The following is a 15,308-nucleotide window of genomic DNA, read 5'->3' on the forward strand; positions in this document are numbered from 1 at the left end:
CCCGAGGGGGCAGCGCCCCCTCACTCCCCGTATGGCACCCAGATCGTTTTTATCTGGGTCGCGCGGGTCAGGAACGCGCGGCCCTGCGCCTGCGCCCAGTCACGGTTCTCCATCACCCAGGTCGCTTTCAGGTTCCCGGCGCTTTCCGCCTCGACCATCGCGCGGCCCTCGGGCCCGCCGCAATACCACATCGCCGCCACATCGTCGTGCTGGGCGAGCGTCTTGGCCAGCTCGTCGCGCGGGCCGGTGACGATATTGACCACGCCGCCGGGCAGGTCGGAGGTGTCGAAGACCTGATAGAGGTCGGTGGCCATCAGCGGCATCGACTGGGCCGGGACCGCGATTACGCGGTTGCCCATCGCAATCGCGGGCAGCACCAGCGAGGCGAAGCCCAGAAGCGGGGCCGCATCGGGGCAGGCAATGCCCATCACGCCCCAGGGCTCGTTCATCGCAACGGTCACCTTGGCGCTTTGGGTCGATTTCACCGCGCCGTCGAGCTTGTCTGCCCAGGCGGCGTAGTAGAAGGCGCGCTGCACGGTGGCCTCGGCCTCTTTCGGGTCATGGCCGGCCTCTTTCAGCCGTGCTGCGAATTCCCCGGCGCGCGCGGCGAGGTTCTCGGCGATGTAATAGAGCACCTGCGCCCGGTTATGCCCGGTCTGCTTGCCCCAGCCGCCGGCCTTATGCGCGGCCTCGACCGCGTTGCGAATGTCCTTGCGAGAGCCGAGCGGGGCGAGGCCCAGTTCGCGGCCCTTCACGGCAATCGTGTAGCTTTGCCCGCTATCGGGGCGCGCCTGTTTGCCGCCGATATAGAGCTTCGGCGTGCGGTCGATCGTGGCGGTACTCGGGGTGTCAGGCGAGGGTTGGGCGGCGAAATCGGGAGCCTTCGCTTCGGGTTTCGCTTTCGGCTCGGGGGTCTTGAGATAGGCCAGCATCCCCTCGCGCCCGCCCTCGCGGCCAAAGCCGCTTTCGCGCATCCCGCCAAACCCGGCGCCCGCGTCGAATTGGTTGGTGCAGTTGATCCAGACCACGCCCGCCTTGACCTGCGCCGCGATATCCATCGCGAGCGTCACGTTCTCCGACCAGATCGAGGCCGACAGCCCGTAGCGGGTGGTGTTGGCCAGTTGCACGGCCTCGGCGGGGGTGCGGAAGGTCGTGAGCGTGGCGACGGGGCCGAAGATCTCCTCGACGCTGGCCGGGTTCGCGGGTTCCGCGCCGGTCAGCAGGCCGGGCGCGAAGAACGAGCCTTTCGCGGGCAGTTGCGTCTCGGGCTGGACGAGCGTCGCACCTGCGGCCTCGCCTTGCGAGACCAGCTCGCGGATGCGGGCCAGCTGGGTCGGATGCACGATCGCGCCCATATCGGTGCATTTGTCCAGCGGGTCGCCCACGCGCAGCTTGTGCAGCCGCGCGGTCAGCCGCGCGGTGAACTCCTGCGCCACGGCCTCGGAGACGAGGATGCGCGAGCCCGCGCAGCAGACCTGCCCCTGGTTGAACCATATCGCATCGACCACGCCTTCGACGGCGGCATCGAGATCGGCATCGGGGAAGACGATGAAGGGGGATTTCCCGCCCAGCTCCAGCGTCAGCGCCTTGCCCGTCCCGGCGGTGGCGCGACGGATGATGCGGCCGACCTCGGTCGAGCCGGTGAAGGCGATCTTGTCGACCTCTGCATCCACCAGCGCCGCACCGGTCGCGCCGTCGCCGGTCACGATGTTCACGACGCCTTTGGGCAGGCCGATCTCGGCGCAGATCTCGGCGAAGGCCAGCGCGGTCAGCGGCGTGTATTCGGCGGGTTTCAGCACGACCGTGTTCCCGGCGGCCAGCGCGGGTGCGACTTTCCAGGCCAGCATCAGCAGCGGGAAGTTCCACGGGATGATCTGGCCGCAGACGCCGTGCGGCGCGTGGTTCGGGAATTCCTCGGCCACCAGTTCGGCCCAGCCCGCATGGTGGTAGAAGTGGCGGATCGCCAGCGGGATGTCGATGTCGCGGCTCTCGCGGATCGGCTTGCCGTTGTCGAGCGTTTCCAGCACCGCGAGGAAGCGCGCGCGTTTTTGCAGGTGGCGCGCGATCGCGTAGAGGTATTTCGCGCGCTCATGGCCCGAGAGCCCCGCCCATTTCGGCGCGGCGCGGCGGGCGGCCTTCACCGCGGCCTCGATATCCTGCGCGCTGCCTTGGGTGACCTTGGCCAGCACCTCGCCCGTGGCCGGGTTCTCGGTTGCGAACCCATCGCCCGGCTTGGTGAAGCCGCCATCGATGAAGTGACCGAAATCGTCCCGGTCCTTCAGCCAGGCCATCACCTCCGAGGCACTCTCGGGGGCGGGGCCATAATCCATCGTCTCAAGGATTTCTTTCACGGTCGGCATCTTTCCCTCAGGCGAGTGCGTGGCGGGACGAGGACGCATAGCGCCCGGTGACATGGTGTTCGAGCTGACGCTCGATATCGCCCAGAAGCGAGCTGGCGCCGATACGGAACAGGTGCGGCTGGAGCCATTCGGTCCCCATCTCCTCGCGCATCAGGATCTGCCAGGCGAGCGCGTCCTTGGCGGTCTTGAGACCACCCGCGGGCTTGAACCCGATCTTGTAGCCGGTCTTCGCGCCGTAATCGCGCAGCGCGCGGACCATCGTCAGGCTGACGGGCAGGGTGGCGTTCACGCCTTCCTTGCCGGTCGAGGTCTTGATGAAATCGGCGCCCGCCAGCATCGCGACCATCGAGGCCTTGTAGACATTGCGCAGCGAGCCGAGCTCACCGGTGGCGAGGATCGCCTTGAGATGGGCGTCGCCACAGGCCTCGCGCATAGCGGCGATCTCGTCGTAAAGCGCCTGCCAGTTGCCTTCGAGCACATGGGCGCGGGAGATCACGATGTCGATCTCGGCGGCGCCTTCCTCGACGGCGTAGAGGATCTCGGCCAGTCGCAGGTTCATCGGCATCAGCCCCGCCGGGAAGCCGGTTGCAACCGAGGCGACGGGAATGCCCGAGCCTTCCAGCGCGCGCACCGCGGCGCGCACCATCGTCGGATAAACGCAGACAGCCCCGGTCTGGACGTGATCGAGCCCGAGCCCGTCGAGGATATGATCGGCCAGCGGGCGGCGCGCCTTGGCGCAAAGCCGGGCCACGCGCGCCTCGGTATCGTCGCCTGCGAGCGTCGTGAGGTCGATGCAGCGGATGGCGTTCACGAGCCAGGCCGCCTGCCATTCCTTCTTGAGCGAACGCCGCGTGCTCAACTGTGCGGCACGGGCTTGCGCCGCAGGCGTATTCACCGCGATCCGGTCGAACCAGGACAGGTCGAGCGGCATGCCCGGATTGCGCGGCGGATGAAGGTCGATTGTGGGGGAAGTCATGAGCGAACCCGACTGGAGATTTGCCAAGAGGCTAGCGAAGGGCACGAGATCCTTCAACCATTTGGTCAAAGGCGGTTTCCTGCCGTCTCAAACGTCATTGATTTGAAAATTGAAGCGAAACGCTTGCGTGAAAAGGAATTTCGGCAACTCTGGTCCGGGTGGCAGCCGAAACGGGCTGGGGTGATGACGTTTGGTAACGAGGATGCGCGGGTGGCGTTTGCGATCGAGCGGCTGATCGAGCCGGGCGACGGCTGGCGCACGCTCGTACGCGATCTGGTGGATCGTTGGCCCGATTGTCCGATTTTCGAGATCGGCTTCGCACTTGTGGCGGCTGCCGCCGCGATCGAGAGCAACTTCTCGGGTACGGGGCCCGCGGGGGAGGGGGCCGCCCGCGGCTACCGCCTCGCCGCCCTCGTGAGCATGGATATCTATGCGATGGAGCTTTTGGGGATGGCACGCGCGACGGCCTCGGATTTTCACCCCTATTGGCAGATCGACCCGTTTTTCGATCGGCTGTGATTGCGTGGGGCGAGATGCCTCCGTCTCTTCGCTGTCCAGAAACGAAAAGCCCCGCCGGAGCGGGGCTTTTCCAGAATGATCTTGCCGGGTTCAGGCGTTGGCGGCGCGGATCTGCTCGGCCGCTTCCTTGTTGAAGCTCACGCCCTTGGTCTCGAAGAGCTGGTCGAGCTCGCCCGAGAGCGTCATCTCGGTCACGATATCGCAGCCGCCGACAAACTCGCCTTTGACATAGAGCTGCGGGATTGTCGGCCAGTCCGAGTAATCCTTGATGCCCTGACGGATCTCCTGATCGGCCAGAACGTTCACGTCCTTGTAGGTCACGCCCATGAAGTTGAGCACGCCCGCGACTCGGCTCGAGAACCCGCATTGCGGCATGTCGCGGGTGCCCTTCATGTAGAGCACGACATCATTCTCGGCGATCTGCTGGGCGATCTGGTCTTGCGCGGTCATCGCTTTGTCCTTTCTCCATCCCGTCTGGGGGATGCGTGTGAAGTCAGTCGGGCGCCTTGGTGGTCAGCGCGAGCGCATGCAGCGCCCCGTCCGGTCCGTCCATCGCCCCTTTGAGCGCGGCATAGACCGCGCGTTGCTGCTGGACGCGGTTCTGGCCGCGAAAGCTTTCGTCGATCACTTCCGCCGCCCAGTGATTGCCGTCGCCGGCCAGGTCGGTGATCGTGATCTTGGCATCGGGGAATTCCGCCCGGATCAGGGCTTCGATGTCATGCGCTTCCATCGGCATAAATAGGGCTCCTCGTCCTTTGCGGCAAACTTAGGCGGGGGAGCGGCTGGCCGCAAGGGGATGCTCATGCGGTCTCGAGCGGCGGATGCAGCCGCGAGAGGAAAAACATGATCGTCGCGATGGCCACGCTGCTGGCGAACATCGTGGCGGCTCCGGCGGCGGTGACGGGCAGGGAATGGCCCGGAGCGCCGATCTCTCCGGCGAGCAGGAAGCACATGTTGATGTCGATCCCCATCAGCGACGTGCGCGGGTGCGCGCGCAGCAGGGCGCCGCCTGCGATGAAGGCGAAGGCGAGGATCAACAGCTCGGTCGGGTCGCCTCCGGTAAGCGGGGCAAGCGTCCGATAACTGACCGCGGCCAGCACCCCGAGCGCCACGCCGGGTACGAGAAAGCGCACGGCTGGGCGTGGATTGGGCATCGAGCCCAGCACCGCCGAGAACACGACCACCGACAATCCCGCTGCAGTTGCCGCGGGATGGCTGAAATAGGCGTCGAGCAAAGTCGCAGCCCCCGTCATCACCGCGACCGCCGCCATGCGTATCCAGAGCTGTTGCGCGAAATGCGGGTTCGGGCGGGGTGCCATCGGGGCGGCGCGTGCCGGGGTGAAGAGCCAGTTGACGGCAGTGACCGAGGCGACCCCGATCAGCGTGCAATAAACCCGGTCAAGTGCGAGCGGGATCGCGTCGGCCCCCATGCCGAGCGCGGGCATCACCACGACGCCGATGGTGATTGCCATGAGTGTGAAGCCATAGGCCCAATGCGTGCCGATCCGGTAGGCGATTCCGACCCCGGTGGCCGCAGTCAGCGCCACGGTCAGCGCGATCCCCGGCACGAGAAGCCAGCGCAGCGCCGCGATCCCGATGCCGGCGCCAACCAGCGTTCCGGCCACGCGCAGCACCGCGCGCAACGCCATATCCTCGCGATTGGGCTGGATCACCACCCAGACCGGCATCGCCGCCCAGTAGATATTGCTTAGCCCGAGCCAGCGGGCAAAGGTCAGGGCAAGTGTCGCGGCAAGAAAAAGCCGCGCGGCATAGGCAAGCGTCGATGCGGGCAAAGGAAAATCCTGATCATCTGGGTCTCGCTACAGGATAGTCTGCGCGCGGGCGAAGAAAACTGCCCCCGCGCGCATGGCCGATCTGCATCAGCTCACAGAGATCAGGCGTCCACCGCTGCCTTGAAGGCGGATTTGTAGAGGCTCACGAGTTCCGCCATCGGCGCGCTTTCCGCCCCGAAGCTGATCGTGTCACCGCCGAAACGGCCCACGGTATAGAGCGGCACCTCGGCCTTGCGGGCGGCGACCATCAGCGCCTCGGCCTGATCGAAGGAACAGGCCACGAGATAGCGCGCCTGATCCTCGCCAAACAGCATCGGGATGTCGGAGGCGTCGAGCGTCACACCCAGACCGGCGGCTTCGGCCATTTCGAAGGCCGCGAGCGCGAGGCCGCCATCGGAGAGGTCCGTCGCAGCTTTGACCAGCGCGCGGTTCTCGCGCAGGAACTCGCCATTGCGTTTCTCGGCGTCGAGATCGACCGCCGGAGCATCGCCCGACTCGATCCCGAAGGCCTCGAAGGCCAGCGCGGATTGATCTAGGTGGCCCTTCGTCTCACCGATCACCATCGCCACGTCGCCCGCCGTGGGCAGACCCGCGATCAGCTCGTCGAGCGAGTTCAGCAGCCCCACGGCGCCGATCGTCGGCGTGGGCAGAATGCCGGTGCCGTCGGTCTCGTTGTAAAGCGAGACGTTGCCCGAAACGATCGGCATGTCGAGCGCGCGCACGGCGGCGTCGATGCCTTTGATGGCGCCCACGAACTGGCCCATGATCTCGGGCTTTTCGGGGTTGCCGAAGTTCAGGTTGTCGGTCGAGGCGAGCGGCTTGGCGCCCACCGCCGTCAGGTTGCGATAAGCTTCGGCCACGGCCTGCTTGCCGCCCTCAAACGGGTTCGCCTTGACGTAGCGGGGCGTCACGTCCGAGGTGAAGGCCAGTGCTTTTTGCGTGCCATGCACGCGCACCACGCCCGCGCCGAGGCCCGGACGGCGCACCGTGTCGCCCATCACCTGCGTGTCGTATTGCTCGTAGACCCAGCTCTTGTCGGCATAGTTCGGCGAGCCGATCAGCGCCTTGAGCGCGTCGATCGCACCGATCTCGGGCAGGGCCGCGCCAGCGGTCGCCTCGGGCGTGGGAACCCAGGGGCGGTCATATTCGGGCGCTTCCGAGGAGAGTTTCGAGAGCGGCAGATCGGCCTTCACCTCATTGCCATGCACGATCAGGAAGCGGTCTTCCGCGATCGTTTCGCCGACGATGGCGAAGTCGAGATCCCATTTCACGAAAATCTCGCGCGCGATCTCTTCCTTCTCGGGGTTGAGCACCATGAGCATGCGCTCCTGGCTCTCCGACAGCATCATCTCATAGGCGGTCATGTTGGTTTCGCGCTGCGGCACGGCGTCGAGGTTGAGCTGAACGCCAAGGCCGCCCTTGTCACCCATTTCCACGGCGGAACAGGTCAGGCCCGCGGCGCCCATGTCCTGGATCGAGATCACGGCGCCGGTCTGCATCAGTTCGAGGCAGGCCTCGAGCAGGCATTTCTCGGTGAAGGGGTCTCCGACCTGAACGGTGGGGCGCTTCTCCTCGATCGTGTCGTCGAACTCGGCCGAGGCCATCGTCGCACCGCCCACGCCGTCGCGGCCCGTCTTCGCGCCGAGATAGACGACCGGCATGCCGATGCCCGAGGCCGCCGAATAGAAGATCTTGTCGGCATCCGCGAGCCCTGCCGCAAAGGCGTTCACAAGGCAATTGCCGTTATAGGAGGGGTGGAAGCGCACTTCGCCGCCGACATTCGGCACGCCGAAGCAGTTGCCGTAACCGCCGACGCCCTCGACCACGCCCTTCACGATATGCGAGGTCTTGGGGTGATCGGGCATGCCGAAGCTGAGGCTGTCCATCGCGGCCACCGGGCGCGCGCCCATGGTGAACACGTCGCGCAGGATGCCGCCCACGCCGGTCGCGGCGCCCTGATGCGGTTCGATATAGGAGGGGTGGTTGTGGCTCTCCATCTTGAAGACCACGGCCTGCCCGTCGCCGATATCCACGACGCCCGCATTCTCGCCGGGGCCGCAGATGACCTGATCGCCGGTGGTGTGCAGCGTGCGCAGCCATTTTTTCGACGACTTGTAAGAGCAGTGCTCGTTCCACATGGCCGAGAAGATGCCGAGCTCGGTGAAAGTCGGCTCGCGGCCGATGATCTCGAGGATCCGCTCGTACTCATCGGGTTTCAGGCCATGGGCTGCGATGAGATCGGGCGTAATCTGCGGCTCGTTCATGGGAGGGCCTCCGGGCATCGGGTTTGGGCTCCTATTAGGCCAATCCGGGCAAGGGGAAAAGGGATTTGCCGGACGTTGCGGCAATAAAAAACGCGAGGCCCGAAGGCCCCGCGTTCTGTCGAGGGAAGGTGTGTCGCGTTACGAGCGCATGTCGACCTGCTTTTCGAGCGAGGTCAGCAGCTCCGAAACGGTCCAGCCCAGTTTGACCTTGCCGTCCATCGCGGCGGTCTTCGGCACGTTCAGCTTGAACATCGACACGGTGGTGTCGAGCTTGTTCGAGGTGCGCACGTAGATCGTATCGTAGCCGTCGTGACTTTCGACCTTCTCGATCGAACCGATCACGTTGCCATTAACGCTCATCACCGCGTCTTCCGCATGCGCTGCAACCTTCATCCCAGCGATGCCGGCCTGATCGGTCAGCTGGTTCTGCGCGGGAATCGCCATTTCGCCTTTCGACGTCTCGGGCAGATTTGCGGTGCCGGTGGTCACGTCGGTAATACCGTATTCATTGGTGAAGGCCGAAGTGTTGGCCGCGGTCACTGCGGGCGGCGTGCCAGCCGACGTTTCCTGTGCGGGAACGGTGCCGCTGCGATAATCGGCGATGCCGTAATATTGGCCCGCACCGTTGTTGGTAGCCGAAACGTTCGTCAGGTCGAGCGCGGAGGCCGAGCCTGCGATCGCGAACGCGCCGATGAGAGTGGTCGAGGCAGCGAGAAGTTTTTTCTGGTTGGTCATGTCAATCTCCTTTCGGTTTTGGCGTGACATTCAATCACTTGCGCCGTCGTGGCGTCTGGAAAGGCAACGAGGTCGTTTGGCAGAAAGTTCACTGAAATAATTGTGACCAGCGGAGGTCTGAAAATAATGAACCGAGGCTGAAGTCTCGCGTACAGCGCGGCTGCGCGCCACACGCCCGCGTGAAGGAGCGTGAGATTTGACCCCTCTGGTAGAAGGCGGCTTCGGGATCAGACGGGGCGGGATAAAAAAAAGGCCGAGACGAAGCTCGGCCAAAGTCCAACAGGGAGGTAGAAGGTGATGCGCCAAGAAGCGCGTCCAACCCTTCTTCGCCTCATTTATGGGCGGTTTGTGAACGCATCAAGGGAAAACATGCTGCAAGCGCATCATGGCCGGTATGCGTTGCGGTAATGTCGCGGTGCAACCTTAGGCTGAATCCCCTGCCTGATGGCGGCGATAGGACAGGATTTCTTCCTGGATGAAGTCGCGGAATGCGGTCACCCGGCGCGATGAGCGCAGCTCCTCGGGGTAGGCGAGGAAGATCGGGATCTCGACCGATTCCACTTCCGGTAGCACCTGCTCGATGCCGGGGAAGTCGGCGGTCAGGTAGTCGGGCAGGATGCCGATTCCGATGTGATTGAGCACCGCTTGCAGCACGCCGAAATAGTTGTTCACCGTCAGCGTCGAGCTTTGATCGAAGGCCAGAACTTGCCGGGCAAGCTGCGCACCCGCCTGCACCTGCGGGGTGCGCGGCGTCTGGCAGATCAGTCTATGGTTCTGCAAATCCTCGATTTTTTCGGGTCGGCCCGATTTTTCGAGGTATTCCGGCGTCGCATAAAGCCGCATCCGGATATTCAGCAGGCGCTTGCGGATCAGGTCCGCCTGCGCGGGCTCCTTCATGCGGATCGCCACATCGGCCTCACGCATCGGAAGGTCGAGAACGCGCTCTTCCAGCATCAGGTCGATCTTCAGATCGGGATATTTCTCGTAGAGCTTCGTCAGGCGAGGCGCGAGCCAGAGCGTGCCAAAGCCGGTCGTGGTCGTCACGCGCAGCTCGCCGAAGACTTCCTCTTCACTATCGCGGATTCGCGCAGAGGCGCTGTCGAGCTTTTTCGCCATCGCCGAGGTCGCCTCGAACAGAAGCTCCCCCTGTTCGGTGAGAATCAGTCCGCGGGCATGGCGGTGAAACAGCGTCGTTCCGAGCGCTTCTTCGAGCGCGCGAATCTGTCTGCTCACGGCAGATTGAGAAAGATGCAGCGCGTCACCAGCATGGGTGAGAGACCCCGCATCGGCCACTGCGTGGAAGATTCTGAGCTTGTCCCAATCCATTCCGGTCACTTTCGGTTCGTCGCGAAGACTGCCTGCGCAAGTTTCTTTACATTACTCCGGGCAATTTAAGAAACCGCTTCGCAACAATTTTTCGCTTTCTAGGTCAGAGTTTGTGACCTATCATTGCCCTATGCCCAATTAGCAAGGGGAGGTGCTTAATGGGAAGGCAAGAAATATCCCTCGCGGATCGGTTTGACCTTACGAAATCTCCGGTTTTGCTGAACGGGACGCAGGCTTTGGTGCGTCTGGTTCTGGCTCAGGCGGCGCGCGACAAGGCGGCGGGTCTGAATACAGCCGGCTATGTGACTGGCTATCGCGGCTCGCCCTTGGGGGCGGTCGATTTGCAGATGGCGCGGGCGCGAAAGGTGCTTGAAGAGAGCCAGGTTCGCTTCGAGCCGGGCTTGAACGAGGACCTCGCGGCGACTGCGCTCTGGGGTTCGCAACAGGCGGAGCTGCGCGGCGAAGGCAAATATGACGGTGTCTTCGGCCTCTGGTATGGCAAGGGGCCGGGCGTGGACCGCTCGGGCGATGTGATGCGCCACGCCAATATGGCGGGCACCTCGCCCCATGGCGGCGTGATCATGGCGATGGGTGACGACCACACGGGCGAATCCTCGACCGTGCTGCACCAGTCCGACTGGGCGATGGTCGATGCCTATATGCCGGTGCTCTCGCCCGCGGGCGTGCAGGAAATCCTCGATTACGGGCTGTATGGCTACGCGCTGAGCCGTTTCGCCGGGGTCTGGGTCGGTCTCAAGACGATGAAAGACACGGTCGAGGCCACGGCGGTCGTCGATGGCGATCCCTTCCGCCAGCAATTCGTGATCCCGGAGTGCAAGATGCCCGAGGGCGGGCTGAATATCCGGCTCGGCGACACGCCGGTCGCGCAGGAAGCGCGGATGATCGACTACAAGCGTTTCGCCGCTGAGGCCTTTGCCCGCGCGAACCGCATCGACAATCGCGTCTGGGGCAAGCCCGGTGCGAAGATCGGTCTGGTGGCGGCAGGCAAGAACTGGCTCGATCTGGTTCATGCGCTGAGCTTGCTGGGCATCGACGAGGCCGAGGCCGAACGGCTCGGCATCACCACCTACAAGATCGGCCAGACCTTCCCGCTCGACATGGAAAGCTTCCATGAATGGGCCGAGGGGCTGGAGCTGATCATCGTCGTCGAGGAAAAGCGCAAGCTGATCGAGGTGCAGGTCAAGGAGGCGATCTTCGACGATCGCCGCGGACGGCGCGTCTATGGCTGGCACAAGGGCGACAATTGGAAGAATGGCCGTCAGGTAGAGCTGTTCCCGACGCGCTACGCACTCGATCCGGTGATGATCGCGCGCAAGCTGGGCGATATCTTCATCGAGGAAGGCCGGGGCACGGACGCGATCAAGGCGGGGATTGCCAAGATCGAGGCCGCGCAGCGTGCCGACAACGCGCCCGAGATCGCGACCCGCACACCTTGGTATTGCTCGGGCTGCCCGCATAACAGCTCGACCAAGGTTCCCGAGGGCGAGCGCGCCTATGCCGGGATCGGCTGTCACTACATGGTGCAATGGATGGGTCGGAACACCGAAGGCTTCACCCATATGGGCGGCGAGGGCGTGAACTGGGTCGGCGAGGCCCCGTTCTCGACGCGCGAGCATATGTTCCAGAACCTCGGCGACGGCACCTATAACCACTCGGGCGCGCAGGCGATCCGGGCGGCTTTGGCGGCGGGCACGAACATCACCTACAAGATCCTGTTCAACGATGCGGTCGCAATGACCGGCGGGCAGGAGAACGAGGGCGGGCTGACCGCGCAGCAGATCGCCGCCGAGATCGTGGCGATGGGCGTGAAGCCGGTCGTGGTGGTCTATGACGAGAAGGAAGAGCTGGACCTGTCCGCCTTCCCGGCGGGCGTCGAGAAGGTCGAACGCGCCGAGCTGATGCCGGTGCAGAAGCGGCTGGCGAAGACGAAAGGCGTCTCGGCGCTGATCTACGTCCAGACCTGCGCGGCCGAGAAACGCCGCCGCCGTAAGCGCGGTCAGTTCCCCGACCCGGACAAGCGCGTCTTCATCAACACCGATGTCTGCGAAGGCTGCGGCGATTGCGGCGTGCAGTCGAACTGCGTCTCGATCGTTCCGGTGGAGACGGAACTTGGCACCAAGCGTGCGATCGACCAGTCGTCGTGCAACAAGGACTTCCGCTGCCTCGACGGGTTCTGCCCGAGCTTCGTGACGCTGAAAGGCGCGAAGGTGAAGAAGGCCAAGGCGCAGGCGCTTGACCTGCCGGATCTGCCGCAACCTGCGCTGCCCGCGATTGAGGGCACGCATAACGTGGTCATCACCGGGGTTGGTGGCACGGGCGTCGTGACCGTGGGCGCGGTGCTGGCGATGGCCGCCCATATCGACGGCAAGGGTGCGGGCATGATGGAGATGGCCGGTCTCGCCCAGAAGGGCGGGGCGGTGCATATCCACCTGCGGCTCGCGAACAAGCCCGAGGATATCTCGGCGATCCGCGTCGCCGTGGGCGAGGCCGATTGCGTGATCGGCGGGGATCTGGTGGTCTCGGCCGGGGCCAAGACGCTGGGGCTGATGACCACGGGCCGCACCGGTGCCGTCATCAACAGCCACGAGATCGTCACCGGCGAGTTCACCCGCAACCGCGATTTCCGCCTGCCGGGCGAACAGCTCAAGCTGAGCCTTGAGGCGCGGCTGAAGGACCGCGTGGCCTTTGCCGATACCTCGGAGCTGGCGCGGCGGATGCTGGGCGACTCGATCTACTCGAACATGGTCGTGCTGGGGGCCGCGTGGCAGCAGGGATATGTGCCCCTGAGCCATGAAGCGATCTTCCGCGCGATCGAGCTGAACGGCGCCAAGCCCGAGGAAAACAAGCGGGCCTTCGAGCTGGGCCGCTGGGCCATGGCCTTCCCCGAGGAGGCCGCGAAAGCGATGGCCTCGGAGGTGGTGAAGGCCCCCGTCGATCCGATCGAGTTCCGGGCGGCGCATCTGGTGGAGTATCAGAACAATCGCCTCGCCAAGCGGTTCCGCAAGCTGGTCGATGCAGCGCCGTCGGACCTGCGCGAGGCGGTCGCGAAGGGCTATCACAAGCTTCTGGCCTATAAGGACGAATACGAGGTCGCGCGGCTGCATCTGGAAACGGCCGAGAAGGCGCGTGCCGAGTTCGACGGTGATTTCGAGATGCACTTCCATCTCGCCCCTCCGATCCTGTCCAAGCAAGGCCCGGACGGTCGCCCGAAGAAGCGCGAATTCGGCCCCGGCATGGAGCGCAACTTCCGCCTTCTGGCCAAGTTGAAAGGCCTGCGCGGCACGCCGTTCGACATCTTCGGCTACTCGGACGAGCGCAAGATGGAGCGCGCCCTGATCAAGCAATACGAGGCCGACATGGCCGAAGTGCTGCCCAAGGTCACGCCCGAGACGCTCGAGATTGCGCGCGAACTGGCCGAGCTGCCGCTGAGCATCCGGGGCTTCGGTCCGGTCAAGGCGCAGGCCGAACAGATGGCGGCGAAGCGGCGCGAGGAGTTGCTCGCGGCGTTCCGTGAAGGCGGAAGCCCGCAGGCGCTCGCGGCCGAGTGACCTAAAAGGCGTTTCTTTCGCGAAAACTTGGGCGTAAATGATGCCTACCCGGTGCGAGTTCCGCGCCGGGTTTTCGCGCGGGGAGTGCCATGGCGGTAGGTGTGTTCGATTCGGGTCTGGGCGGGCTGACGGTCTATGATGCCTGCGCGAAGCGACTGCCCGACGTGGCCTTCTGCTATTACGGCGACAATGCGCATGCGCCGTACGGGGTGCGCGATGCCGATGACATCTTCAACCTGACCTGCGCGGGGGTGGAGCGGCTCTGGGACGAGGGCTGCGATCTGGTGATCCTCGCCTGTAACACGGCCTCGGCCGCCGCGCTCAAGCGGATGCAGGAGACCTGGATCCCCGAGGGCAAGCGCGTGCTGGGCGTCTTCGTGCCGATGATCGAGGCGCTCACCGAGCGCAAATGGGGCGACAATTCCCCGCCGCGCGAAGTGGCCGTGAAGCATGTGGCGCTGTTTGCAACGCCTGCAACGGTGGCGTCTCGCGCGTTCCAGCGCGAGCTGGCCTTCCGCGCGATCGGCGTTGATGTCGAGGCGCAACCCTGCGGCGGTGTGGTCGATGCGATCGAGACGGGCGACGAGATCCTCGCCGAGGCGCTGGTGAAATCCCATGTCGAGGCGCTCAAGCGGCGGATGCCGCATCCGGAGGCGGCGATCCTTGGCTGCACCCATTACCCGCTGATGCAGAAGACCTTCCAGGAAGCTTTGGGCGCGAATGTCGATGTCTACAGTCAGGCCAACCTCGTGGCCGAGAGCCTGGCCGACTACCTCACCCGGAGGCCCGAATTCATCGGTGCCGGCACGACATCGAAATTCCTGACCACCGGCGATCCGGCCTCGGTATCGAGCCACGCGACACAGTTCCTGCGCTACCCGATCCGCTTCGAAGCCGCCTGAGCTCAACCGTAATCGTTCTTGCCGTAGGTACCTCGGCGCACGCTGAAAACAAATAGCGTGAGCGAATAGATCAGCATCGCGATCCCCCAGAGCGACAACAGCGCCATCATTGCGACGCCGCCCGAAGGCGTCGCCACTGCGCCGGTCTCCCAGGCGAGATAACCAATATAGGCGCCGCCGCCACTCGACAGCAGCCAGTAGCCCCCGACCCACCAACCCGAGCGATTGGTGTCATGGATGCGCCGCACCTGAGCCGAGATCGAAGGCATGAAGGTGGCGATCGCGATCACGCCGTTGATTGCGGCCCCATCCGAGCCCATCGCGCCTTCAGCGAATTCTCCGATCACGCTGGCAATCGCCACGAACAGGATGAACCACCAATATTCCGACCGGCTCGCCCGGCCCTTGAACGTCGCGTATTTGCGAAAGCAAACCTTCACCGCTTCGATGGGACCGCGAGAAGGCGCCTCGATGTAAAGCCCGTCCGGGCCGATGCCGCGCTTCGCCCGTTCGGTTTCGATCGAGGCATCGGCGTAGGCGCGCGGATCATTGGTCTCGAGCTTGCCCTCGGCCTGATGGCGCTGGGCGACGCGCGCGGCGTAATTGGTCGCGCCGCCATGATCGACGCCGGGATGCGCATAATTTTGCGACAGATCGTCCTTGGCTGTGTCGTCGCCCTCGACCCGGGTCTTGAAGAAGTGATCCGCGGCAGGCTCCCAGCCCGCCATTCCCTCATGCCAGACGAGGGTGTCAGGCTTGATCCGACCCGCGCGGATCATATCTTCGATCTGTTCGCTCGTATGCGGCCCGGTGGGCGCTTGTCCGTCCGCGTAAAACCAGTCTTGGGCCATCAAAAATACCTGT

12 protein-coding genes are annotated in these 15,308 nt (G+C 64.5%); 3 read left to right on the top strand and 9 right to left on the bottom strand.

The window, feature by feature from the left end; translation table 11 throughout:
- Positions 1-20: 20 nt before the first annotated feature.
- Both TP2_RS09975 and deoC read right to left on the bottom strand, forming a co-directional pair.
- Positions 21-2,360, bottom strand: coding sequence for an aldehyde dehydrogenase family protein (locus TP2_RS09975; protein WP_038076817.1), 2,340 nt, complete (start codon positions 2,358-2,360; stop codon positions 21-23).
- A gap of 7 nt (positions 2,361-2,367) precedes the next feature.
- Entirely contained in the window at positions 2,368-3,336 is a 969-nt protein-coding gene (gene deoC, locus TP2_RS09980) for a deoxyribose-phosphate aldolase (protein ID WP_038077634.1), read from the bottom strand.
- A 183-nt stretch (positions 3,337-3,519) separates the two neighbouring features.
- Here deoC and TP2_RS09985 point away from each other — a divergent pair, with 183 nt between their 5' ends.
- Entirely contained in the window at positions 3,520-3,855 is a 336-nt protein-coding gene (locus TP2_RS09985; protein ID WP_038076818.1) for a hypothetical protein, read from the top strand.
- A gap of 90 nt (positions 3,856-3,945) precedes the next feature.
- Here the strand turns inward: TP2_RS09985 and grxD are convergent, their stop codons facing one another.
- From grxD to TP2_RS10015, 6 genes are all read right to left on the bottom strand, one after another.
- Positions 3,946-4,305 carry a Grx4 family monothiol glutaredoxin gene (gene grxD, locus TP2_RS09990; protein ID WP_038076820.1) on the bottom strand — a complete coding sequence of 120 codons (360 nt, stop codon included), beginning with the start codon at positions 4,303-4,305 and terminating at the stop codon, positions 3,946-3,948.
- Between the two features lie 43 nt (positions 4,306-4,348).
- The gene (locus TP2_RS09995) at positions 4,349-4,591 is read right to left on the bottom strand and encodes a BolA/IbaG family iron-sulfur metabolism protein (protein WP_038076821.1); all 243 of its coding nucleotides are present in this window, start codon (positions 4,589-4,591) and stop codon (positions 4,349-4,351) included.
- Between the two features lie 64 nt (positions 4,592-4,655).
- On the bottom strand, positions 4,656-5,648 hold the full coding sequence (locus tag TP2_RS10000) for an FUSC family protein (RefSeq protein ID WP_038076822.1): 993 nt from the start codon (positions 5,646-5,648) through the stop codon (positions 4,656-4,658).
- A gap of 101 nt (positions 5,649-5,749) precedes the next feature.
- Positions 5,750-7,912, bottom strand: a complete 2,163-nt coding sequence (gene purL / locus TP2_RS10005) for a phosphoribosylformylglycinamidine synthase subunit PurL (protein ID WP_038076834.1) — start codon at positions 7,910-7,912, stop codon at positions 5,750-5,752.
- A 138-nt stretch (positions 7,913-8,050) separates the two neighbouring features.
- On the bottom strand, positions 8,051-8,647 hold the full coding sequence (locus tag TP2_RS10010; protein ID WP_038076836.1) for a hypothetical protein: 597 nt from the start codon (positions 8,645-8,647) through the stop codon (positions 8,051-8,053).
- A gap of 423 nt (positions 8,648-9,070) precedes the next feature.
- Positions 9,071-9,973, bottom strand: coding sequence for a LysR family transcriptional regulator (locus TP2_RS10015; protein ID WP_038076838.1), 903 nt, complete (start codon positions 9,971-9,973; stop codon positions 9,071-9,073).
- 158 nt (positions 9,974-10,131) lie between these two features.
- Between TP2_RS10015 and TP2_RS10020 the strand changes: the two genes are divergently transcribed.
- Together TP2_RS10020 and TP2_RS10025 are read left to right on the top strand one after the other, a co-directional pair.
- The gene (locus tag TP2_RS10020) at positions 10,132-13,542 is read left to right on the top strand and encodes an indolepyruvate ferredoxin oxidoreductase family protein (protein WP_038076840.1); all 3,411 of its coding nucleotides are present in this window, start codon (positions 10,132-10,134) and stop codon (positions 13,540-13,542) included.
- 89 nt (positions 13,543-13,631) lie between these two features.
- On the top strand, positions 13,632-14,444 hold the full coding sequence (locus TP2_RS10025) for a glutamate racemase (protein ID WP_038076844.1): 813 nt from the start codon (positions 13,632-13,634) through the stop codon (positions 14,442-14,444).
- 2 nt (positions 14,445-14,446) lie between these two features.
- Here the strand turns inward: TP2_RS10025 and TP2_RS18005 are convergent, their stop codons facing one another.
- A complete protein-coding gene (locus tag TP2_RS18005) occupies positions 14,447-15,295 on the bottom strand; it encodes a DUF805 domain-containing protein (protein WP_051692453.1) in 849 nt (282 codons plus the stop codon).
- Positions 15,296-15,308: the final 13 nt, after the last annotated feature.

This window comes from Thioclava pacifica DSM 10166 (assembly GCF_000714535.1).
GTDB lineage: Bacteria > Pseudomonadota > Alphaproteobacteria > Rhodobacterales > Rhodobacteraceae > Thioclava > Thioclava pacifica.